This window comes from Parabacteroides sp. B2-S-102, from assembly GCF_023656665.1.
Classification (GTDB): domain Bacteria; phylum Bacteroidota; class Bacteroidia; order Bacteroidales; family Tannerellaceae; genus Parabacteroides; species Parabacteroides distasonis.
In genome coordinates this window covers 87,675-108,960 of the sequence record NZ_JAMOKM010000010.1, presented here as the reverse complement: position 1 = coordinate 108,960, position 21,286 = coordinate 87,675, and the positions used below count along the sequence as shown (strand labels likewise).

Below are 21,286 nucleotides of genomic sequence, written 5' to 3'. Positions count from 1 at the left end.
CCCGGGTTGCAGTGATGCTGCAATGCCTGTGCAGTAATACTGCAACACCTATTGCAGTAACACTGCATAGGCATTGCAGTAAAAAATCGATCAATACGATCTATCTGCCATAGTAATGCTTGGCGGAAGGAACCATGATAATGTTCAACTCCGGATCAGCCATGTCTGGATCGATCGGGAACATCGGTCTCACGATATTCTTATAGGGAAGCTTCTTGAAGTCCTGATCCACACCTCCTCTTGTAAAAGCCATTACCCAATCCGCTTGTATATTGTACCATTGGGTTACAAGGTAACCTTGTTTAACCATTACGATATCCATTTCCTTCGGGTCAATTCCTGAACCCTCTAGGTTTGGAGTGGGAGACGATGTGCCTACTACCACATAAACGCTTCCGGTCTTTACGATAGCGATATCTCTTTTCCGTCTCCATGATTCCGCGTTCTTGTCTTCTTCCGGGCTGACATAAACCACGGTACCCGACAATTTCACGGGACCTTCGTAGGAATTATCGACCATGGCACCTACCATGCCTTCTACGTGTCCGCCTACGCCGACCTTACGTGCCTGCTTAACCACTTCTTCTCCCGGGATGGAGCAATAAAGAACGCTCTTTCCCTTATCAGTCTGGAATTCCGGACGCTTCAAGAGTCTCGCCAAAGTCCAAGTGACCTCGCCTGAGCCGCCTCCGCCGGGATTATCTCCCATATCACTGATAAAGAAAGGCTTCTTTTTGCTTGCTACTGCCAGATCGATACATTTCTCGAGCGAATATCCCGGAGCTTCCAGCGAGAACTGCTTACGGACATCCCAGAATTTCTGGGCGAGTTTCTTCGCCCCGGCTTTTACCTGTTCCTCATCGTCACCGTAAACCATCACGGTTCCTTGGTTCCGTGGGTTGTCTCCCCAAACATAACCGATCCAGATCCCCGCGTCTATCACTCCGGGCATGGCTTCAACCTCGGGAACCAATGCGTACAGCGATTTCGCAGGCTCGACGCGGGTACTCGACCATTCGCCGGATACTAGGACAGGAACAGCAACCCATGCCTTGTATGCCGGACGTCCTTTCCCTGATTCAAGACGTTCCAACAAATTGACGACCCCTCGCCGATGCGATTCGCGAGAATCCGCATGCGGTGCTTGACGATAAGTCGTAATCAAATCGGAGTTGAGAGCTACCAACCAAGACGTATTTCCGTGAAGGTCCATCGTGGTGGTAGTCAAGACATCGTTTCCGATCAAGCTACGCACCTTCTCCATGAATTCGCCCTCGGGATCGGCTACGCCTTCCACGCTACAAGCTCCGTGGTTATAAAACCAGAAGGCGTCATATGGCATATTGGCCTTGATCATCTCCAATGTTTTTTCCACAAACGCGTCGTACGATTCTTTTGTCACGGGGCCTCTTCCACCGCCATAGCCAATCTGCGTGGGAAGCCAAGTGGCCGCCTGTCCCATTGCGGAGTCTGGGCTGAGATAGTCTGGCATTCTTACGGGGTGTCCTACGAGCGGCTGCCTATTCGGGACGAACACGCTGTTTTCTATCTGTATACCGGCAATACCGATACGAGGTTTTTTCTTCTGTCCAAAGGCCTCTCCAACGAACGATACGGCCAAGAGACAGATTCCGAGCAATACTAAATTCCTTTTCATGCTATTATGATTTTTGCGAATTGTTATTTCCTTATTAATTAGTTATTAAACCGTCACTAATATCAATCTCGGTTTGAGGTATAGGCAATACTTCCGCACCGGCGCTGAAAGGAGTCTTAGCTCCAAATTCCGCCTTCTTGGTTCCGTTAAAGACTTTCTCTCCCCATCCTACACGTACCACGTCAAAGAACCGGAAGCCTTCCATTCCAAACTCCAGATGACGCTCGTTCATGATGTCTTCAAACAATTGGCTTCCTGTATGGTTTTTAGGAGCCAAGTTGACATGGCTTCTTACCTCATTCAGATACTTTTGCGCATTAGCGATATCGCCGCTGAAATAACAAGCCTCGGCATAGTTCAAATATACCTCCGCAAGGCGGATAAGCCTGAGGTTCGTGGGTTGGTTATTTCCCCGGTTCTCCTCTCTTTGTCCGGGCGCAAGATATAATTTGCGATTGTACCAGCCCGTTCGGTCGTCCGTAACGGGTGCCACATCGCCTTTGGCTGCGGTCTCGATCTCTATGGCCTCTTCCGTGGAAAGGAGAGTGGTCTTCTTTCGTATGACATCCCCCTCGGCATCATAAGCGTCCGCCAAGGCCTGTGTAGGTTGCGCGCAACCGAAGCCGATCGTCATGTTTCGGGGCATAGACATCAGCACGTGACGGTTACCGTTATTTACATTATACGAACTTTGGGTGGAAGAGACATACATATTCACTTCTAGAATAGAAGAGGAGCAGTGCTCGCCGTCCAGTGAGAACTGCCAAGCGTAATCCTCCGGAGCGACCAAGCTATACTCACCCCCGCACTCATTCTGGAATTTCTCGAATGCCTTTTTTACCTCATCGTATTTTTTCTCATACAGATAAATACGTGTTTGCATGGCGATGGCCGCGCCTTTGGTAATCCTTCCCGCATAGCTTGACTCGTAGTTAGCCACCTCACTTTTCTTAGGTAATACGCTAACCGCATCGTTTAGGTCTTGCTCGATAACCGAGTATATCTCTTCGACAGACGCACGTCCGAGTCTCTCATGATCGAGATCCAAGACTCCCGTATAGCAAGGAACACCACCAAAGGTTTTCACAAGCTCGAAATAAGTATAGGCGCGAATAAACTTGGCCTCACCGATCATCTGTTCCCTGTTATATTTCGAGAATAGGGCATCGTCTGCCATTTCCATATCCCGTATAAACAAATTGGCCTTATTAATACATTGGTAAGAATACCGATATTTGTTCAAGATCTCGGTATGATCCGCTTGATACTGATAATTCTCCAGCAACGTGAAGGTTTGTGCGTCGTTCGAAGAACCGCTGTAGGTCGCGTCATTCGACAACACGTCGCCGAAACATTGCATTGACCATGTGTAACGGAAGTCCTTCATGACGGAATAGACAGCGGTCAGACGCAAGAAAGCTTGTCTTTCCTCTGATATCTCTCCAGCCTCCGGACTTCCTAACGGAGCTAAATCCAAATCTGCGCAACTGCTGAATCCTGTTAAAATCGCTAGTACGATTCCTATGATATATTTGTTTTTAAACATGACATTATAAATTTTAAAAAGTAACATTAATACCTCCGGTGAATGAAATGTTCTGAGGATAGATACCGTAATCTATGCCTCTAGACAAAGAGCTGGACTGACCCACTTCCGGATCCATACCCGAGTAACTGGATATCGTAAACAAGTTCTGGCCGCTTACATAAAAACGTACTTTTTGTAGTTTTATCCTCTGCGTGAGAGAAGCGGGCAGGGTATAACCTAGCTGGGCGTTTCTCAAGCGGAAATAAGTCCCGTTTTCTACGTACATGTCCGAGAAGCGGTCATTGTCGTTTACGTCCGTAGCCGTCAGGCGAGGGATGTCCGTATTTGTATTATTTGGCGTCCAATAGTTCATTAACGCTCTATCTTTGTTCGTTATATCGTTTGGGAAGTAGGTGTAATAACGCATCGCGTTAAATATCTGATTACCGATTGTTCCACCAAACTGCAAATTGAGGTCGAAGCCTTTCCACGCCATACCCATGTTGATACCGTATATGATATCCGGAATAGGATTACCGATCATGCATCTATCACTTGAGTCTAACTTGCCATCGCCATTCGTATCTACGAACAATACATCGCCCAATTCGGCATTAGGTTGGAAATCCGCCCGCTTAACGGCATTCAACTGTTCCTGTGTTTGGATAAGCCCGTCTGTCTTATAGCCCCAGAACGCACCGATAGGCATACCTTCATTCGTATAGGTGAGGTACATGCTTCCGTTTCGGAATGGTCCATCGGAGATTGGTGTGCCACCATTCAATTTCGTCATGCGGTTACGGATGGTCGACATATTTACTCCCACGTTGTATTCGAAACCGCTTTCGGTCTTGTCTCTCCACTCGAGATTCATCTCGATACCGCGGTTGTTCGCCTCGCCGATATTGGTGTAGGTGTTGCTGGCATATCCCATGTAGATAGGCATAGGAGCGGCCAGCAGCATGTCCTTCGTTGTCTTGTAATAATACTCGAAGCTGAAGACCATGCGGGTGTTAAAGAAGCTTGCGTCAAGACCGATATTCAGAGATTCAGTGGTTTCCCATTTAATATCCGGATTGCCCAATCTGCTCACGGCAATACCTTGATACAAGGTCTCATTCTCTCTCGCTCCGAATAAAGCGCCGTATTGCGTACTCAATGACAGCAAACTACGATCCACATAATTGGTGATATTCTGATTTCCGATCTGTCCCCAGCCCCCGCGGAGTTTCAAGGAGGAAACCCATTCGGCGTTCAATTTCTGGAAGAACGGTTCGTTGTCGATTCTCCAACCTAGAGCGAACGAGGGGAAGTTACCCCAGCGATTCTTGGAAGAGAATTTAGAGGAGCCGTCTCGCCGGAAAGTGGCCGTAATAAGGTATTTGTTATTGTAATCGTAGTGTAGGCGGCCCAGATAAGACATCAAACCATATTCCGTAGCGCTATTGCTGGCCGTGGTCTTGTTCTTGTCCAGCGTAGCGTCTATATAATGCAGGTTATCCGACTCTCCGATAAGATCTCTCGCGTTTACGCTCAAGGTTTCCTGCTTACCCCATTCGTTGGTATAACCTACGAGAGCGGATATGGAGTGCTTCTCGGCAAACGTTTTCTCATACGAAAGGGTATTCTCGAACGTATAGTAGTGCCCTTTGGTCTGCGACTTCGATAAACTACTCTCTAAATTTCTTTGGCTTGAGGATACCTCATAGACAGGCGAGAAGGTTTTATTGTCTACCCTTCTGATTTCCGCTCCGAAGCTACTCTTGAACTTCAATCCTTTTATAATCTGCCATTCCCCATACATATTGCCGATGAAAGCAAGTTTCTCCCGCTGATTATCCCGATACATGATACTTGCCAATGGGTTATAGTAGTCAATATAAGGAGAGTAACCATATGAACCGTCTGCGTTTTGGGCGGGAGTTACCGGATCCAAACGGATTGCGTTACTTACGACACCATAGTCGGAGTCGTACACATTACTACTGTTGCGCTCACTAATACTTGCGTCGGTAGATCTCGCGATCGACGCGTTGGTACCCACTACCAAATGATCTTTGAGCACCGTTTTTTCCGTGCTTTGACGGACACTGAACCGTTCGTAGTTGGATTTCTTGATCGTTCCATCTTGGTTGATATAGTTCAAGCCCAGATTGAATTTATAGTCGTTCTCTTTACCACCGCTTATGCCGACACTGTAGTTATGCATAAAGGCCGTATGCGTAATCTCGTCCATCCAATTGGTGGAAACATTACGATTAACAAGGGCCAAGTTGATGGGAACGCTCCTCACTGTGTTCAACTGTTCCTGATAGTCGTACCATTCTGGACCTGACATCAAATCGAGATTGTTCAATATTTTGTTCATACCCCAATACGCATCGAGCGTAACGGTGGTTTTTCCAGCGGCGCCTTTTTTCGTAGTGATAAGGATTACGCCGTTCGCACCGCGGGAACCGTAGATAGCGGAAGCGGAAGCGTCTTTAAGCACCTCCATAGACTGTATATCCGATGTGTTCAGGTAGTTTATATCCGTCACGGGCATCCCGTCCACGACGAACAATGGTTCCGCGTCGTTTACCGTACCGACACCTCTGATACGGATCGTGGCGGCGGAACCCGGAGATCCGGAACTGGAAGTGACGGATACACCGGTAGCCAAGCCTTGCAATGCGGTAGAAACATTGGCCACTGCTTGGCGAGCGATTTTCTCCTCGCTCACGGACGAGATAGCCCCCGTGATATCACTTTTCTTCATCGTACCGTAGCCAATCACTACCACCTCATCCAACTTTTGTGTGTCCTCTTGCAAGGAGATGCTTAAAACCGATTTATTGCCTACCGGAATCTCCTGGTTCATATAACCGATATAGGACACTTGTAAAATAGCGTCTTTGGCTACTTCTAACGTGAATTTTCCATCTATATCCGTTATTGTCCCGTTTGTTGTCCCTTTTACCATCACATTGGCGCCAATTATCGGCATACCGGTAGCATCAATCACGGTTCCGGTGATCTGACGGGTGTTTTGTTGCGGGGTGGATACGATTGATGGTTTCTCTATAATCATGATGTCGCTTTTAATGCGCATGTTTGGGGAGTGTACGGAAGCGTATACACCTGTGGTAAAAACAAATAGCGGGATTGAGGTTAACTTCATGACTCTGCCCAATTTAGTTTTTGTGTTTAATCGGGGGTTAGGATTCCCCTTACAAATTTCATTCATACATTTGTAATGTTTTAGTGTTAGTATTAATTGATTTAAAGGCGTTTAGAAACTTGTTTGGCTGGATTATAAGCCATATCTTCCAGCCAGTTTCCTTGCTAGATATGGTTCATGATGGCTCCTGTTTCATAGGCTCTCCTTTCTTTAAGATTAACTTTAGTAAACTGAATATGTTTATTTGGTTGTTTGATTTGCAATATTCGTGAAAAAAAACGACACCTGCAAGCAAGTCTCTGCTAATTTAATATTGTGTATTCAATTGATAGAAGTCATTAATACGGCTTAATTATGTCAATTTGTCATTTCTCTCTCCTTCTGCTTCTTGTATTTGAGATAGGATAGGGTGTGTGTTTATTATATGCGATTCTCTGGTAGTTAAGCCCTGACGAATAGAATGTGTATGAAGGAAAATACTTGCAGTTTGCCTTCTTTTTATCAATATCCGCCGAATTATTATATCTCTTGTTTCAGAAAACTAATAAATGCTTCCTGAATAGTATTTGAAAATCAATTGACTTTTTTGCCGTTCTAGGGTGCAAAGGCTCTAATATAGTCTCGATTTTCAGTGTACAGAAGATTATGATTAAAAGTAGATCCCAACTAAATTAGAGCAAGTGCCGGATAATTCGAACTAGGTGCCGGGTAGATGTCGGTTATCTGCCGGGAAATAGAAATTATAAGCCGACTAAATACATACAAGTTTAGGATATATCCTAAAAAATGTGCTGTTTTGGGTACTAAATTCCATAATAATCGGTTTAAAAGCAATTGTTTTGAAAAAGTCTGTGTTTGAAATATATTTAAAAAGTTAACATTATGATAGTGTTTCGGTAATTCTTTTTGCATTCAGATAGTATGGTTACATTTGTCTATTCATTTCAAATATTATTAAAAAACAGAGAGATATGGATGAGAAAGGATTCGTGGAAGGGGTGAGAAGGTATATGTCCCAGTTACGAGAGGAAAAGCGTTATTCCTCCGCCAAAAGTTATCAGGATGCGTTGAACTCCTTTATAAAGTATAGTGGAACAGAGAACATTTCCTATTCGGATATCAATAAGGCCAATCTTCACCGATATGAGGCTTATTTGTTGGAAAACGATTGCATGCGTAATACGGTCTCCACGTATATCCGCCGTTTGCGTTGTATTTATAACAAGGCGGTGGAGAATGGTGATGCGGAATATATCCCCGGTTTGTTCCAAGGAGTTTTTACGGGAGTGGAGAGTAAGCGCAAGAAATCCCTATCCTTAGAGAACCAACATAAGTTGATGACGGTGAAGGTAGAGAGTGAGGTGCTAAGGGAGACACAACTGGTCGTTTGTTTGTTGTTTCAGTATGCAGGAATGTCGTTCGTGGACTTCGCCCACCTAAAAGAAAGGAATATCAAAAACGGGATATTGGACTATAATCGGCAGAAGACAGGCACACCGATGAGACTGGAAATCTTGGATACGGCAGAATTGATGCGCAAGGAATTAATGGGTGACAAGAAGCCGGCCTCAGGCTATTTATTCCCTTTTTTGAGTGGAACGAAGACGGGCTATGAGGCATATCTCGAATACAATGCGGCCCTATCTCGGTTCAATCGAAATTTGAAGGCGTTGAAAAAGGCCGCTGGAATAGCATCGGATGTTACCTCTTATACGATCCGCCATTCCTTTGCCATGGCATTGAAAGAGCAAAATGTCCCTATAGAAATGATCAGTGAATTATTGGGGCATAAGTCCATCAAGACCACCCAGATTTATCTGAGAAGTTTCTCTTTAGAAAAAATGACAGAGGTGAATAGCACTTGCTTTGGTTGTGTCTATAATTATGTGTCGAAAGTGGGATGAGGCTACTTAGTGAGTAGCGTTTGTTTCACGCCGCAAATGTAGTAAAAAATAACAAAAAACAAGCAATCATTAGGGTTTGTTTGTGTTTCCAGTTGGATTCTCGTTAAATCTTCGTTCTTATTTCTGATGTATAGACATGGCAATAGAGACGAAATGGCCTCGTATTTCCGAAATCATCACGTCCCCCCCTAAAATCGAACATACATTCTTGTAGAGATGGGTATACCCCGTCTCATCCCCTCTAAAAGATGTTTTAAATTACTGTCAGACGGTGGGAGACGGAGCATGCTCCGTCTCTACAACTGAGTAATAACCATTCTCCCACCTTTTGCGCTACTCACTAAGTAGCCTAATTTCTCACATGGCGAAAAAGGGTTATGGTGCATATATCAAACTATCTCTTTTAAGCAATCAACGAAATGCGAGCGAATGTTGTAAAAACGGTTGTAAATTCGGTACCTCATGAGGGTATCGACGCCGTAGGCGTTGAAAGAACCATTCCTGAAAACCCGTTACGGCGAAAATCTGATCAGAAACATTGGTACATCGCTATCGTCAACAACAAGTCCGAGAAACTATGCCGTGACAAGCTGGAAAAGCGCATAGCCAGTCAGCCGGAAGGCGAGAAGGACTATGAGGTTTATATAGCCTCCCAAAAAGAGATGTGTCTTCTGCCAAGCGGCAAGCGTAAGCAAGTAGACCGGATCGTCTTCCGTTCCATTGTATTCATCCGTTGCACCGATGTCTTGCGTAGGAAGGAGATCGTGCATCTTCCTTATATCAAACGTTTCATGGTAAACATAGCTGGCGAACGGTCTGGAGGCATACGCCCCGTAGCCTTCATTCCGGATGAGCAGATGGTGAAACTCCGTAGGATGCTGGACGATTCCGAAGAGCCTGTCATTATCGATCCCCGTCCGCTGCCTCTTGGAGCGAGGGTACGTATTAACGGCGGTAAGTTGCATGGTCTAGAAGGTAACGTGCTGGAAGTGGAGGATGGCAATCTTAACTTTGTGATCCGTGTAGATCTACTGGGATGTGCCAAAGTAAATATCACCCGTGACCTGCTAGAGCTATTATGATACACATAGATGGATACGCACTATGGTAAAAAAGAGGATAGATCCGGAGTACGCCTTATCTCGTTGTTAGGAAACCATTTGAAAGAGATTCTTAAGCGAGAGTCGGATAATCGTGCCTTCATCCATCTTTACTGTACGGGTCCGTATTGGGTGGCGTTCGAGAAATCAGCTTACCTGTTACGCCAAATATCTTCCCGTACCTTAGTGACCCCGTTAAGCCTCACCACGTACCCGTTTCCAATCGTGATGGTCTCTTGGACAGATGGCGAGTTACGTTCCTATACATGTAACCATCTTTTCCATCGCGAAGGCAATGACTACGGTCGGTTATCCGTCCCTACTCGTACGCTTGACGGTTACAAGGAGTGGCATAAGGAAGAGGTGAGGTGTTTTCCGATGCCGGAAGTAAAAACCACGTCCATGGATCGTGACATGGAGATTGATTAAAGATACTTCTGAGGTTCAAGAGAGCCTCCAATCAAGAATATATTATCGCTAGGTCGCAATTAGAAAATGAGAATTAGGCGGCCGATATCGATCAAGAGGTCAGCTATCTCTAGTAGCGAGGAGAGTCCCTTTTTCTTTAACCGATAGACTAGACTCTTGCTTTAGCTTATACCACTCCAACCACTTGAGAGGTTCGGTCGCTTATTATTATAGTTAGATAGATATGAATAAAACAAATATGGAAAAGGTGAAATATCGTTATAATCGCTGGCGTTTAGCGCTGGGGCGTCTGGTAAATTTGCGGTATATCAACCGCTGGATCATTTTTTGTGCGGATCTTTTCATTTCCCTATGTGTATCTTTGATAGGAGTGCTGGGATTATTGTCCATCATGCATGTATACATAAGCGGGATTAGTGTATTAAAGGTAGGAATAGCTTCCTTTGTGGCCAGTATCCTTTCTTTTCTTACGTTCAAGGTTTATCACGGGGTGATCCGTCATTCCACGCTACGTGGACTATGGAGGATTGGTGGTGTCGCCATCACAAAATCCATCCTCATGTTCATACTGCTTCATCTTTTGAGGGCGAATTTCAATTCCTCTATATATTGGGTGGGAGGGATAACCGATTGTATGTTGACGATTGTTCTGCTGATCACCTTACGTGTATTCGTGATTAATGTATATAATAGCGTGTTGTCCCAACTTGGAAAAAAGCGCAAGCGTGTACTGGTGTTCGGTATGGATGAGGATAGCGTGATGATAGCCACATCACCCAACCGGCAAGTATTCATGCAAAATTATAGCATCATCGGCTTCTTGACGTTTGGTAGCGCTAAAAAGAACCTTCGCATAGCGGAACTTCCCGTTTACCAGATCGAGGACATTGATGACTTGTTGCGTCTGATCCCCAGAAATAACTTGGATGGTATCCTTTTCCCGAATATAAAGACCGTCCGACGAGAAGGTGATCGTTTGATTCATTATTGCGAGCAGGCCTCCTTGAAGCCTCTCGTGGTTCCTGATATGGAGGAGGTCCATGAGGGCGGAATGAAGCGTTCAGTCCGTGAGATCCGTATTGAGGACTTGCTGGGTCGTGAGGAGATCAGTATAAATCTGGGCGAGATCGGTCTCTTATTGAAAGATAAGACGATCCTTGTTACGGGAGCGGCCGGTAGCATTGGTAGCGAGATCTGCCGCCAGCTGGCGCATTTCCCGATCAAGAAATTGATCTGCCTTGATGCCGCCGAGACTCCGATGCATGACTTACGCCTGGAATTGGAGGAGAAGTATAAGGAACTGGATTTTGTACCTATCATAGGCGATGTCCGGAATCCGGACCGTGTAGATTACGTATTCCGCAATTGGCATCCCCAGGTAGTATTCCATGCGGCAGCTTATAAGCACGTCCCCTTGATGGAAGAGAACCCTTGCGAGGCTGTTCGTACCAACGTGTTTGGTACCCGAGTGATAGCGGATGCCGCCGTAAGCTATGGTGTAGAGAAATTCGTGATGATCAGTACGGATAAGGCCGTTAATCCAACGAATATCATGGGATGTAGCAAGCGCCTCGCTGAGATATATGTGCAGAGCTTGAGTGTGGCGATCAGTAAGGGGGCTCTAGCGGGAAACACTAAGTTTATCACGACCCGTTTCGGTAATGTATTAGGAAGTAATGGCTCCGTGATACCTCGTTTTCGCGATCAGATCGCCAAAGGAGGCCCAGTTACGGTAACCCATCCCGATATCATCCGCTACTTCATGACAATCCCCGAAGCCTGCCGTTTGGTGTTGGAAGCCGGTACGATGGGCAAGGGCGGCGAGATATTCATCTTTGATATGGGTGAGCCGGTCAAGATCGCTGACTTAGCGAAGCGTATGATCGAGCTTTCTGGTTTGCAGGTGGATAAAGACATAGAGATTAAATACACAGGTCTTCGTCCCGGTGAGAAATTATATGAGGAACTATTGAGCAACAAGGAGAATACGAAGGAAACCCCTCATGAGAAGATTCGTGTGGCAGCAGTCCGGGAGTACGCCTACAAGGATGTGGTAGAGCACATTGATCTATTAGCTGAATTATCCCTTCATGTACATATTCTTCCTATGGTGAGAGAGATGAAATCCTTCGTCCCCGAGTTCAAGAGCCAAAACTCTCAATTCACGAGATTGGACGGAGTGAATTAGCAATTTAGTTGGTAGTTATAAATCTGAATTATAAATGATTATCGCAGTAGATTTTGACGGAACAATCGTTGAGCATAAATATCCGGCGATAGGGAAGGAGATCCCTTTCGCTTTCGAGACATTGAGAAAGTTACAAATAGAACACCACAAGCTGATCTTATGGAGTGTGCGAGAGGGTAAGCTTTTGGATGAGGCTGTCACCTTTTGCCGAGAGCGGGGCTTGGAGTTTTACGCCGTGAACCGAGATTACCCGGAGGAAGAGAAAAGCCTGAATAACCATTTCTCCCGTAAGCTGAAGGCCGACATTTTTATTGATGACCGTAATCTTGGTGGTCTCCCGGACTGGGGTATGATTTATGAGATGGTGAGTAAAAGACTTTCCTATGAGGATTTAATGCGGAAATACGAGTCGGAATACGAACCGGAGAAACCGAAAGGCCTTTTCTCTCGTTTGTTTCGCTAAATCCATATCATTCTGTGTTCAATGAAATAAAAAAAGATAACAAAATAATATGAAAATCAAAAGATTACTACTTTTATTAGCTTTACCTCTATTGGTAGCGAGTTGTACTTCTTACAAGAACGTACCATACCTCCAAAACCCAGAGGCAGTGAACGATTTTGAGGAGACCCTTCCATTGTATGACGCAAAGATCATGCCAAAAGACTTGTTGAGCATCACGGTCAATACGACAGACCCGAAGGCTGCGACCCCATTCAACTTGACGGTACAGACTCCAATCAATGCGGCTTTGACAAATATCAGTACGACCACGCAACCGACCATGCAGCAATACTTGGTGAATAATAAAGGAGAGATCGATTTTCCTGTTATCGGTCGCTTGGAAGTGGGTGGTCTCACCAAGAACGAGGCGGAGGACTTGATTCGTGAGCGTTTGAAACCTTATTTGAAGGAATCCCCGATCGTTACGGTCCGTATGGCTAATTACAAGATCTCCGTGTTGGGTGAGGTGGCCCGTCCGGGTAGCTTCACGATCGGCAACGAGAAGGTGAACGTTCTGGAGGCTTTGGCGATGGCAGGCGATATGACGATTTACGGTGTCCGTGATAACGTCAAGCTGATCCGTGAGGACGTGAACGGTAAGCGTGAGATCATTAACTTGAATTTGAATAATGCCGAAGTCGTGACTTCCCCGTATTATTACCTGAAGCAAAACGATATTATTTACGTGACCCCGAACAAGACGAAGGCTAAGAACTCCGATATCGGTAACAGCACGACCCTTTGGGTAAGCTCACTCTCGATTCTGGTATCTATTGCCGGCCTGTTGGTAAACATACTTAAGTAATTGAAAATTGAGAATTGAAAATTAAGAGAGATGATAGACGAACGGATAAATAATAACACTGGGATAGAGAACGAGGAACAAGAGATTGATTTGGTCGCTCTTTTATTCAAATACCTTTTTTATTGGCGTTGGTTTGTTGCTAGTATATTGATATGTTGCATCGCTACTTACCTGTTTCTTCGTTATCAAACGCCTGTATATAACATTTCCAGTTCCGTGTTGATAAAGGAGGAGGATAAGCGAAGCGGTTCGGGCAACAATCCGTTGGCGGCCATTCAAGATTTGGGAATGTTTTCCATGACAAATAATTTTGATAACGAGGTGGAGATATTGAAATCCCGTACATTGATAAAAAAAGTCGTGAACGACCTGAATTTATATGTTCGTGTAGCGGAAAAGCGAGCGTTCGGTTATGCGATGCCTCTTTATAAGAATAGTCCGGTGCGGATTTATATGACACCGGAAGAGGCCGATAAATTGGAGGAGCCGATTAAGCTGGATCTTACATTTACAAAAACAGGAAAATTGTCTGTTAAGGCTGAATATGTGCAAGATAAGGAAGAGCAAGAGATAGAACAGGCATTTGATCAATTGCCGGCGGTGTTACCAACACCTGTGGGTGTTTTAAGCTTTACGCGAGGCGATACCTTGTATATGGAAGAAGAGGAAATCGCTTTACGTGTTACCATAAATACGCCGACGGAGACCGCCGAGGATTATATGAAAGACTTGAGCGTGACCGCCTCTTCCCAGACCACGACGATAGCGAAGATCAGCGTGAACAATACAGTAAAGGAGCGAGGCGTGGATTTCGTGAATCGTTTGGTTGCGTTCTATAATCAAGACGCAAACGATGAGAAGAATGAGGTAGCTCAGAAAACCGCTGAGTTCATAGAGGAGCGTATCGGTATAATTAACCATGAGTTGGGTACGGCGGAGAGCGAGTTGGCGGACTTCAAGCAACGATCCGGTCTGACGGATTTGACAAGTGATGCCCGTCTAGCCTTACAAGAGAGTTCCAAGTATGAGCAGCAACGTACGGAGAACGCTACACAGATCAGCTTGGTTCAATTTCTGCGTACCTATATCAACGATCCGGTCAACAAGGAAGAGGTAATTCCTGCAAACGTAGGGTTACAGGATCAAAACCTCACTAGGGTGATTGAACAATATAACACGATGATCATCGAGCGTAAACGTTTATTACGTACCTCTTCGGAAAATAACCCGGCGGTGATAAACATGAACACCGGCGTTGAGGCGATGAGACGCAATGTCGAGACAACCGTGAATAGTGTCTTGCGAGGACTACAAATCGCCCAGAAAGATATTGAGCGTCAGGCTAGTAAATTTGAGAGCCGGATTAGTGATGCTCCAAAGCAAGAGAAAGAGTTCATGACTATTTCTCGCCAGCAAGAAATCAAGGCGACTTTATATATCATGCTGTTGCAGAAGCGGGAGGAAAATGCGATCACATTGGCAGCCACGGCTAATAATGGTCGTATTGTAGAGGAACCATTACCCGGGAAGGATCCTGTGGCTCCCAAGAAGCTCGTGTTTTTATTGGCTGCGTTTGTGGTGGGCCTGTTTATTCCGGTGGGAATCATCTTTGTCGTGGAATTATTGAAATATAAGATCGAGAATCGTGGCGATGTGGAGCAATTGACGAATGTTCCGATTTTGGGCGAATTGCCCTTGTGTGGTCATAAATCCTTCGATAAGGGAGCGATCGTGGTGCGCGAGAATAAGAACGACATGATGGAGGAGACCTTCCGAGGTTTGCGGACCAATCTGCTCTTTATGCTCCGGAAAGATCAAAAGGTCATACTTTTCTCTTCTACGCAGCCCGGAGAAGGTAAGTCTTTCGTGACTGGAAATCTCGCTGTCAGCTTGGCTTATTTGGGAAAGAAGGTGGTAGTGGTTGGTATGGATATCCGTAAGCCGGACTTGAATAAGGTCTTCGATTTATCGAAAAGGCAGGAAGGAATATCAAATTATCTGATGGATCCGGAGGATAAGGATCTTTTTGATCTTGTGCAGCCTTCCGGCATCAGTCCGAACCTGGATATCCTTTTAGGAGGAACGATTCCCCCGAACCCGACGGAACTGGTAGCCCGTGATACCTTGGAGAAGGCGATAGAGCAATTGAAATCCCGTTATGACTACGTGTTGCTGGATACAGCCCCGATCGGTATGGTAACTGATACGGCCATAATAAGCCGTGTGGCCGACATGTGTGTTTATGTCTGCCGTGCGGACGTGACCCCGAAAGCCGCTTTCTGCTACATTAATGTTCTTAGGGACGAGCATAAATTTGACAAGTTAGCGGTAGTGATCAATGGAATCGACCTGAGCAAACGTAAGAACACCTATGGTTACGGTTATGGTAAGAAATATGGTTATGGCTATGGTAAACATTATGGTTATGGATACGGCTATGGGTATGGTTTTGAGGCAGAGAATAAGAAAAGAAAATAACTGGATATGAAGAGAGAGGATCAAGACTTCAAATTAAAACAAATAACACCGTTTGCTTCTAAAATATGGCTGAGTTCTCCTACGATGCATGGAGATGAAATCAAATATATAATAGAGGCATATGAGAGTAATTGGATGTCTACTGTAGGCAAGAATATTAATGAGGTAGAACGTCTGGCTTGTGAGAAGATTGGTTGTCAGTATGCGGTTGCTTTATCAGCAGGGACAGCTGCTTTGCATATGGCGGTTCGGTTGGCCGGGGTAAAACCCGGTGATAAGGTCTTTTGTTCGGATATGACCTTTGACGCTACGGTAAATCCGGTTGTCTACGAGGGTGGAGTACCCGTGTTTATCGACACGGAATATGATACTTGGAATATGGATCCGATTGCGTTAGAGAAAGCCTTCGAAATTTATCCGGAAGTGAAGGTCGTTGTGGTCGCTCATCTCTATGGGACACCGGGCAAGATCGATGAAATCCGGGCTATTTGTCAGAGGCATGATGCTATTATCATAGAGGATGCGGCGGAATCGTTGGGTGCCTCTTATAAAGGTGTACAAACCGGAACTTTTGGTCATTACAACGCTATTTCATTTAATGGAAATAAAATTATCACGGGATCTTCTGGGGGAATGTTATTGACGGATGATTTGGAGGCAGCGAACAAAGTACGTAAATGGTCTACCCAATCCCGAGAGAATGCCCCTTGGTATCAACATGAGGAACTGGGATATAATTATCGCATGAGTAACGTGATAGCGGGAGTGGTAAGAGGTCAATTCCCTTATCTGGAGGAACATATCGCTCAAAAGAAGGCTATTTATGAAGGATATAAATCGGGATTTAAGGATCTTCCGGTAACCATGAATCCGTTTGATGCGAGGCATTCCGAACCCAATTATTGGCTGTCTTGCCTATTGATTGACGAGGATGCTATGTGTAAGCAAGTATGCGGGGAGTGCGATGCTTTATATATCAGTGAATCCGGAAAAAGTTGTCCGACTGAGATCTTGGAAAAACTTGCCCAATATAATGCGGAGGGCCGTCCTGTCTGGAAGCCCATGCACATGCAACCTATTTATCGGATGAATGGATTTGTTACCCGGGAAGGTAACGGCCGGGCGAAGACAAATGCGTACATAAGTGGTAGTGTCCGTGGAAAGGATGGCAAGCCGTTGGATGTAGGCATGGATATTTTTCATAGAGGTTTGTGCCTGCCTTCGGATAACAAGATGACGGTGGAGCAGCAAGAGGTGGTGATAGAGATTGTTCGGAGATGTTTTTATAGGTGATTAATAGTCATTTTAATGGACTTGAAGAATTTCTATAAACAATATATAAAGAGAGTAATGGACATTTTATGTTCATTTTTGTTTCTTGTTCTATTTTGGTGGTTACTTGTATTAGTTGCTTTTTTAGTAAAAATTAGATTAGGCTCTCCAATTTTATTCACTCAAGACAGACCCGGAAAAAAAGGAAAGGTTTTTAAGTTATACAAATTTAGGTCTATGATTGATAAATGTGATAAAGAAGGAAATCCTCTACCTGATGACGAACGTTTACCCAAATTCGGTCGTATTCTTCGCTCAACAAGCCTGGATGAGTTACCTGAGATTTTCAATATATTAAAGGGAGATATGAGTGTTGTAGGGCCAAGACCCCTTTTGGTTGAATATCTTCCATATTATACAAAAGAGGAATTGCGTCGTCATGAACAGAGACCGGGATTGACTGGGTGGGCACAGATTAACGGACGAAACGCTACCGGGTGGGACGAACGTTTGCAACAGGATGTTTATTATGTAGATCATTGTTCATTGTTTTTAGATTGTAAAATCATTTTACGTACGGTTCTAAAAGTAGTAAAAAGGTCGGATGTGTTGGTCGGGAAACAAATTCCTGCGGGAAGATTGGATGTCTCCCGTAAAAATAGGCTGGATTTAAATGGTGTAAAATGAAATTTGGAAATGTAAATATCCGACCTTTTACGGAAAATGATATATTGAATAAGGTCCGATGGATAAACGATTGTGAGAATAATAAGTTCCTGCATTACGAACTTCCTTTGGACGAGGATAAGACTCGGGCTTGGTTTCATAAGAATAAGGATCGAGCAGATCGCTATGATGCCATCATTGAATATGATAGAAATCCTGTGGGTGTAATAGGTTTATTATCTATCGTAGATGGACGGGCCGAATATTATATTACGTTAGGAGAAAGTCGGTATAGAGGAAAAGGTATAGCGCAAGATGCTAGTATCTTATTGTTGAAATATGCTTTTGATGAATTGGATTTGCTAGAAGTCTATTTATATACGGAAGTAGACAATATACCAGCTCAGAAATTATTTGAGAAATGTGGTTTTGTGAAGCATCGTTTAGATAAAAACTCTGCGGTTAACAGAGGAACCTTAGTAGATAGATTCTATTATAGCATTACAGCTTCTGAATTTCGTGAAAATAATAAAGGGAAATAGATATGACTCCTTTATACTTTTTGTTTAGTGATTCCAATAAAAATAATATCTATATAAAACGTGATGATCTGATCCCTATCTCTTTTGGTGGGAATAAGGCAAGAAAAGCCATGAACTTCTTTAAAGAAATAGATCAAGGGGGATTTGATTGTGTAGTTACGTATGGAAGTGGTAGCTCCAACCATTGCCGAATCGTTTCAAATATGGCAGCTTCAAGGAAATTGCCTTGTTATATTGTCGCTCCAAAAGAATCTTCTTTGCCTACATTCAATAGTAAGATGATGGAGTTATTCGGCTCTCATTTTATGATTACTCCTGTCAATGAGGTCCATGACACCATCGAGAGATTGTTGGCTACATTGAAAGAGGAAGGAAAGAAGCCTTATTTTATTGCGGGTGGCGGGCATGGTAATCTAGGAACGCAGGCTTATGTGGATTGCTATAAGGAAATCGCAGTATATGAGCATGAGTGTAAAATTCATTTTGGTCTTATCTTTCTAGCGTCAGGTACGGGTACAACGCAAGCAGGATTGGTTTGCGGACAATTGATGAGTCAAGATAAACGAAAGATTATAGGTATTAGTATCGCTCGGAAAAATCCTCGGGGAAAACAAGTGGTATTGGATAGCTCGTATGAATATTTAGCGAGTAAAGGGATACATCTATCAAAGATCCAATTAGAAAGTGAAATAGTTTTTGTTGATGATTATGTCGGTTTAGGATATGGAACAAAATCCAAGGATATAGATTATACGATTAATAGCGTCTTAGTGAATTTTGGAATACCAATGGACTCTACTTATACAGCGAAAGCATATACCGGAATGATAAGATATATACAAGAAAATAATGTGACAGGAGAAAATATCCTATTTATTCATACGGGTGGAACCCCTTTATTTTTTGATGATTTGATGAGATTAGAAAATATAATTTAGAAATGGAAATCAATATATTAATCTTAAGTGTAGGGACGAGGAATAAGATAGTCCAATATCTTAAAAAGGCGTTGACGGATCAAGAGGGTAATCGTTTAGGCTCTGTTATCGCTACAGATATGAGTAATATCGCTCCGGCAATATATGAAGCTGATAAATATTACCAAGTACCTCGGATGATGGCTTCGGATTATATGGAGGTTATTTTTGATATTTGTAGAAAAGAGAAGATAACAGCCATATTAAGTTTAATAGATCCTGAATTGAGTCTGTTAGCCAAGCACGAAAAAGAATTTGCGGCATTAAGTGTCAAGGTGATAGGATCTAGTTATGAATTATGTGAGATGAGCCTAGATAAGATACAAATGTATGAATGGCTAACAACGCATGGTTATAAGACCGCTAAAAGTTATACCGATAAGTCTGTTTTTTTTAAGGATATCGAGTTGGGAAAAATCTCTTATCCGGTATTTGTAAAACCTGTCAGAGGTAGCGCTTCTCTCGCTATAAGTAAAGTGAATGATAAAGAGACTATCGAGTTGCTTTTTGCCCATGCGGATAACCTAATGATCCAAGAATTTTTAGACGGTCAGGAAATAGGAGCGGATGTATATATTGATATGTTGAGTGGTGAGGTCGTTTCTATTTTCACGAAAAGGAAAATCGTTATGCGGGCAGGAGAAACAGATAAAGCGGTTTCTTTTAAAGATGAAAAGCTATTTTGTTTGATCAACAGATTTGTGAAAGAGGCTGGATATCGGGGGCAAATAGATATTGATATTTTCGAGATCGGAGGTGATTATTATATATCAGAAGTGAATCCTCGTTTTGGAGGAGGGTATCCTCATGCTTATGAATGTGGTTGTAATCATATGGATTTGATTGTTAATAATTTGTCCGGAAAGACTAATCCGGTGAATATTGGAAATTATTCGGAGGATATTTATATGATGAAATATAATGAAGTTTTGATTCGATAGAATGGATAGAATATGAGAAGTGGTGTACGTAAAAAATGGGATGACCTGAATTTCAAGGCTGAATCTTTTTATCGGAAATATGAGTATCGTAAAAAGGCTAAGCTTCGTTTAAAGCGAATGAATGGCGGATGCAAATGCACGAAAGAGTATAATGAGATTGTGATTCCTTTTTGGAAGAAATATGGATTGAGACCAGATAAAATGTGGTATCAGATCTTTTGGGATCGAACTCATGAGCCGGATCCGCGCTATATCCCGGATGATTTATGGTATGGGGTTATAGTCCCTTATTTCAGTAATTCACAGTTCCGTCGTTTTGGTGAGGACAAATGTTTACATGATGTTTTTTTCAAGGATTTAGTTAGACCTGAGACCATTGTGAAAAATATGGCCGGAATCTTTTATGATGCGCATATGTGTATAATCACTAAAGAACAGGCTATAGAGAAATGTATGGTGTATCAAGGAGAGTTTTTGATTAAGCCCTCAATAGATAGTGGAGAAGGTAGATTGATTAGTTTCTTTGACTCACAGGACTTGGATCAAAAATCATTAATATCAGCTATAGATGGTTTAAAGGCGAACTTTATTGTTCAAGAGGCAGTTAAGCAGCATGCGGTACTGGCTGCGTTGAATCCTTCTTCATTAAATACGATTCGTGTTGTGTCGTTCTTATTTGAAGGTATGATCTATATTTTATCCTCTATTTTACGAATGGGGGCAAGTGGACATAAGGTCGATAATATTGGTGCGGGTGGATTCGCCTGTCCGATTCAAGCTAATGGGCGGTTGACCGAGAAAGGTGTTAATCGAAAAGCCGAGTGGGTTACAGAAAATCAACACGGTATTCGTTTTGCGGATGTTATAGTACCTTCTTATGATAAAATCATAGCTATGATAAAAGAGCAACATTTGAAATTGGCCCATTTCAAACTAATCGGTTGGGATTTTTCTGTGAATGTGAAAGGGGAACCGGTTTTCATTGAATATAATGTTTGCCCGGGTTCCAATCAGATCACTTGTGGCCCCACATTCGGAGATTTGACAGAACGTGTGTTGGAGGAGGTCTTTGTGAAGAAGACTTTGGAATATGCGCAGAATTAAATAGATATATAATAATTTAGGCAAGGAGAA

16 protein-coding genes are annotated in these 21,286 nt (G+C 43.5%); 13 read left to right on the top strand and 3 right to left on the bottom strand.

The genetic code is table 11. From position 1 onward, the window contains the following. Positions 1–100 precede the first annotated feature (100 nt). The 3 genes from NBH07_RS13840 to NBH07_RS13830 are packed head-to-tail and all read right to left on the bottom strand — an operon-like array spanning position 101 to position 6,411. Positions 101–1,657 carry a M81 family metallopeptidase gene (locus tag NBH07_RS13840; protein WP_122246742.1) on the bottom strand — a complete coding sequence of 519 codons (1,557 nt, stop codon included), beginning with the start codon at positions 1,655–1,657 and terminating at the stop codon, positions 101–103. 34 nt (positions 1,658–1,691) lie between these two features. Further along, positions 1,692–3,203, bottom strand: a complete 1,512-nt coding sequence (locus tag NBH07_RS13835; RefSeq protein WP_008771643.1) for a RagB/SusD family nutrient uptake outer membrane protein — start codon at positions 3,201–3,203, stop codon at positions 1,692–1,694. A 13-nt stretch (positions 3,204–3,216) separates the two neighbouring features. Next, positions 3,217–6,411 (bottom strand): SusC/RagA family TonB-linked outer membrane protein, encoded by a 3,195-nt coding sequence (locus NBH07_RS13830; protein WP_009276268.1) that lies wholly within the window; start codon positions 6,409–6,411, stop codon positions 3,217–3,219. 905 nt (positions 6,412–7,316) lie between these two features. On the opposite strand from NBH07_RS13830, the gene NBH07_RS13825 reads away from it, so the two are divergent. From NBH07_RS13825 to NBH07_RS13765, 13 genes are all read left to right on the top strand, one after another. Continuing rightward, positions 7,317–8,249 (top strand): tyrosine-type recombinase/integrase, encoded by a 933-nt coding sequence (locus tag NBH07_RS13825; RefSeq protein WP_005865208.1) that lies wholly within the window; start codon positions 7,317–7,319, stop codon positions 8,247–8,249. Between the two features lie 419 nt (positions 8,250–8,668). After that, entirely contained in the window at positions 8,669–9,331 is a 663-nt protein-coding gene (locus tag NBH07_RS13820; RefSeq protein WP_005865210.1) for a transcription termination/antitermination NusG family protein, read from the top strand. A 9-nt stretch (positions 9,332–9,340) separates the two neighbouring features. Continuing rightward, the gene (locus NBH07_RS13815; protein ID WP_009017550.1) at positions 9,341–9,778 is read left to right on the top strand and encodes a hypothetical protein; all 438 of its coding nucleotides are present in this window, start codon (positions 9,341–9,343) and stop codon (positions 9,776–9,778) included. A 238-nt stretch (positions 9,779–10,016) separates the two neighbouring features. Next, on the top strand, positions 10,017–11,966 hold the full coding sequence (locus NBH07_RS13810) for a polysaccharide biosynthesis protein (protein ID WP_009017551.1): 1,950 nt from the start codon (positions 10,017–10,019) through the stop codon (positions 11,964–11,966). A 34-nt stretch (positions 11,967–12,000) separates the two neighbouring features. Next, positions 12,001–12,429 carry a BT0820 family HAD-type phosphatase gene (locus NBH07_RS13805; protein ID WP_005865215.1) on the top strand — a complete coding sequence of 143 codons (429 nt, stop codon included), beginning with the start codon at positions 12,001–12,003 and terminating at the stop codon, positions 12,427–12,429. Positions 12,430–12,478: 49 nt separating this feature from the next. Next, positions 12,479–13,276, top strand: a complete 798-nt coding sequence (locus NBH07_RS13800; RefSeq protein ID WP_005855491.1) for a polysaccharide biosynthesis/export family protein — start codon at positions 12,479–12,481, stop codon at positions 13,274–13,276. Positions 13,277–13,306: 30 nt separating this feature from the next. Further along, entirely contained in the window at positions 13,307–15,754 is a 2,448-nt protein-coding gene (locus NBH07_RS13795; RefSeq protein WP_156682598.1) for a GumC family protein, read from the top strand. A 6-nt stretch (positions 15,755–15,760) separates the two neighbouring features. Further along, a complete protein-coding gene (locus NBH07_RS13790; RefSeq protein ID WP_008780893.1) occupies positions 15,761–17,047 on the top strand; it encodes a DegT/DnrJ/EryC1/StrS family aminotransferase in 1,287 nt (428 codons plus the stop codon). 15 nt (positions 17,048–17,062) lie between these two features. Further along, positions 17,063–17,713 carry a sugar transferase gene (locus tag NBH07_RS13785; protein ID WP_008780894.1) on the top strand — a complete coding sequence of 217 codons (651 nt, stop codon included), beginning with the start codon at positions 17,063–17,065 and terminating at the stop codon, positions 17,711–17,713. Continuing rightward, positions 17,710–18,234 carry a GNAT family N-acetyltransferase gene (locus tag NBH07_RS13780; protein ID WP_009017553.1) on the top strand — a complete coding sequence of 175 codons (525 nt, stop codon included), beginning with the start codon at positions 17,710–17,712 and terminating at the stop codon, positions 18,232–18,234. Before NBH07_RS13785 ends, NBH07_RS13780 begins: the two co-directional genes overlap by 4 nt. Before the next feature lie 2 nt (positions 18,235–18,236). After that, complete coding sequence (locus NBH07_RS13775; protein WP_009017554.1) at positions 18,237–19,172, top strand: 1-aminocyclopropane-1-carboxylate deaminase/D-cysteine desulfhydrase; 936 nt, start codon at positions 18,237–18,239, stop codon at positions 19,170–19,172. Between the two features lie 2 nt (positions 19,173–19,174). Continuing rightward, the gene (locus tag NBH07_RS13770) at positions 19,175–20,152 is read left to right on the top strand and encodes an ATP-grasp domain-containing protein (RefSeq protein ID WP_011966005.1); all 978 of its coding nucleotides are present in this window, start codon (positions 19,175–19,177) and stop codon (positions 20,150–20,152) included. Between the two features lie 12 nt (positions 20,153–20,164). Then, a complete protein-coding gene (locus tag NBH07_RS13765) occupies positions 20,165–21,256 on the top strand; it encodes a sugar-transfer associated ATP-grasp domain-containing protein (protein WP_009017628.1) in 1,092 nt (363 codons plus the stop codon). Positions 21,257–21,286: the final 30 nt, after the last annotated feature.

Bases quoted from the DNA above. Each gene is read 5' to 3' on its own strand.
- NBH07_RS13780 (WP_009017553.1), top strand. From the start codon at position 17,710: ATGAAATTTGGAAATGTAAATATCCGACCTTTTACGGAAAATGATATA.
- NBH07_RS13835 (WP_008771643.1), bottom strand. From the start codon at position 3,203: ATGTTTAAAAACAAATATATCATAGGAATCGTACTAGCGATTTTAACA.
- NBH07_RS13770 (WP_011966005.1), top strand. From the start codon at position 19,175: ATGGAAATCAATATATTAATCTTAAGTGTAGGGACGAGGAATAAGATA.
- NBH07_RS13775 (WP_009017554.1), top strand. From the start codon at position 18,237: ATGACTCCTTTATACTTTTTGTTTAGTGATTCCAATAAAAATAATATC.
- NBH07_RS13785 (WP_008780894.1), top strand. From the start codon at position 17,063: ATGGACTTGAAGAATTTCTATAAACAATATATAAAGAGAGTAATGGAC.
- NBH07_RS13820 (WP_005865210.1), top strand. From the start codon at position 8,669: ATGCGAGCGAATGTTGTAAAAACGGTTGTAAATTCGGTACCTCATGAG.
- NBH07_RS13825 (WP_005865208.1), top strand. From the start codon at position 7,317: ATGGATGAGAAAGGATTCGTGGAAGGGGTGAGAAGGTATATGTCCCAG.
- NBH07_RS13810 (WP_009017551.1), top strand. From the start codon at position 10,017: ATGGAAAAGGTGAAATATCGTTATAATCGCTGGCGTTTAGCGCTGGGG.
- NBH07_RS13830 (WP_009276268.1), bottom strand. From the start codon at position 6,411: ATGAATGAAATTTGTAAGGGGAATCCTAACCCCCGATTAAACACAAAA.
- NBH07_RS13840 (WP_122246742.1), bottom strand. From the start codon at position 1,657: ATGAAAAGGAATTTAGTATTGCTCGGAATCTGTCTCTTGGCCGTATCG.
- NBH07_RS13765 (WP_009017628.1), top strand. From the start codon at position 20,165: ATGAGAAGTGGTGTACGTAAAAAATGGGATGACCTGAATTTCAAGGCT.
- NBH07_RS13805 (WP_005865215.1), top strand. From the start codon at position 12,001: ATGATTATCGCAGTAGATTTTGACGGAACAATCGTTGAGCATAAATAT.
- NBH07_RS13795 (WP_156682598.1), top strand. From the start codon at position 13,307: ATGATAGACGAACGGATAAATAATAACACTGGGATAGAGAACGAGGAA.
- NBH07_RS13815 (WP_009017550.1), top strand. From the start codon at position 9,341: ATGGATACGCACTATGGTAAAAAAGAGGATAGATCCGGAGTACGCCTT.
- NBH07_RS13790 (WP_008780893.1), top strand. From the start codon at position 15,761: ATGAAGAGAGAGGATCAAGACTTCAAATTAAAACAAATAACACCGTTT.
- NBH07_RS13800 (WP_005855491.1), top strand. From the start codon at position 12,479: ATGAAAATCAAAAGATTACTACTTTTATTAGCTTTACCTCTATTGGTA.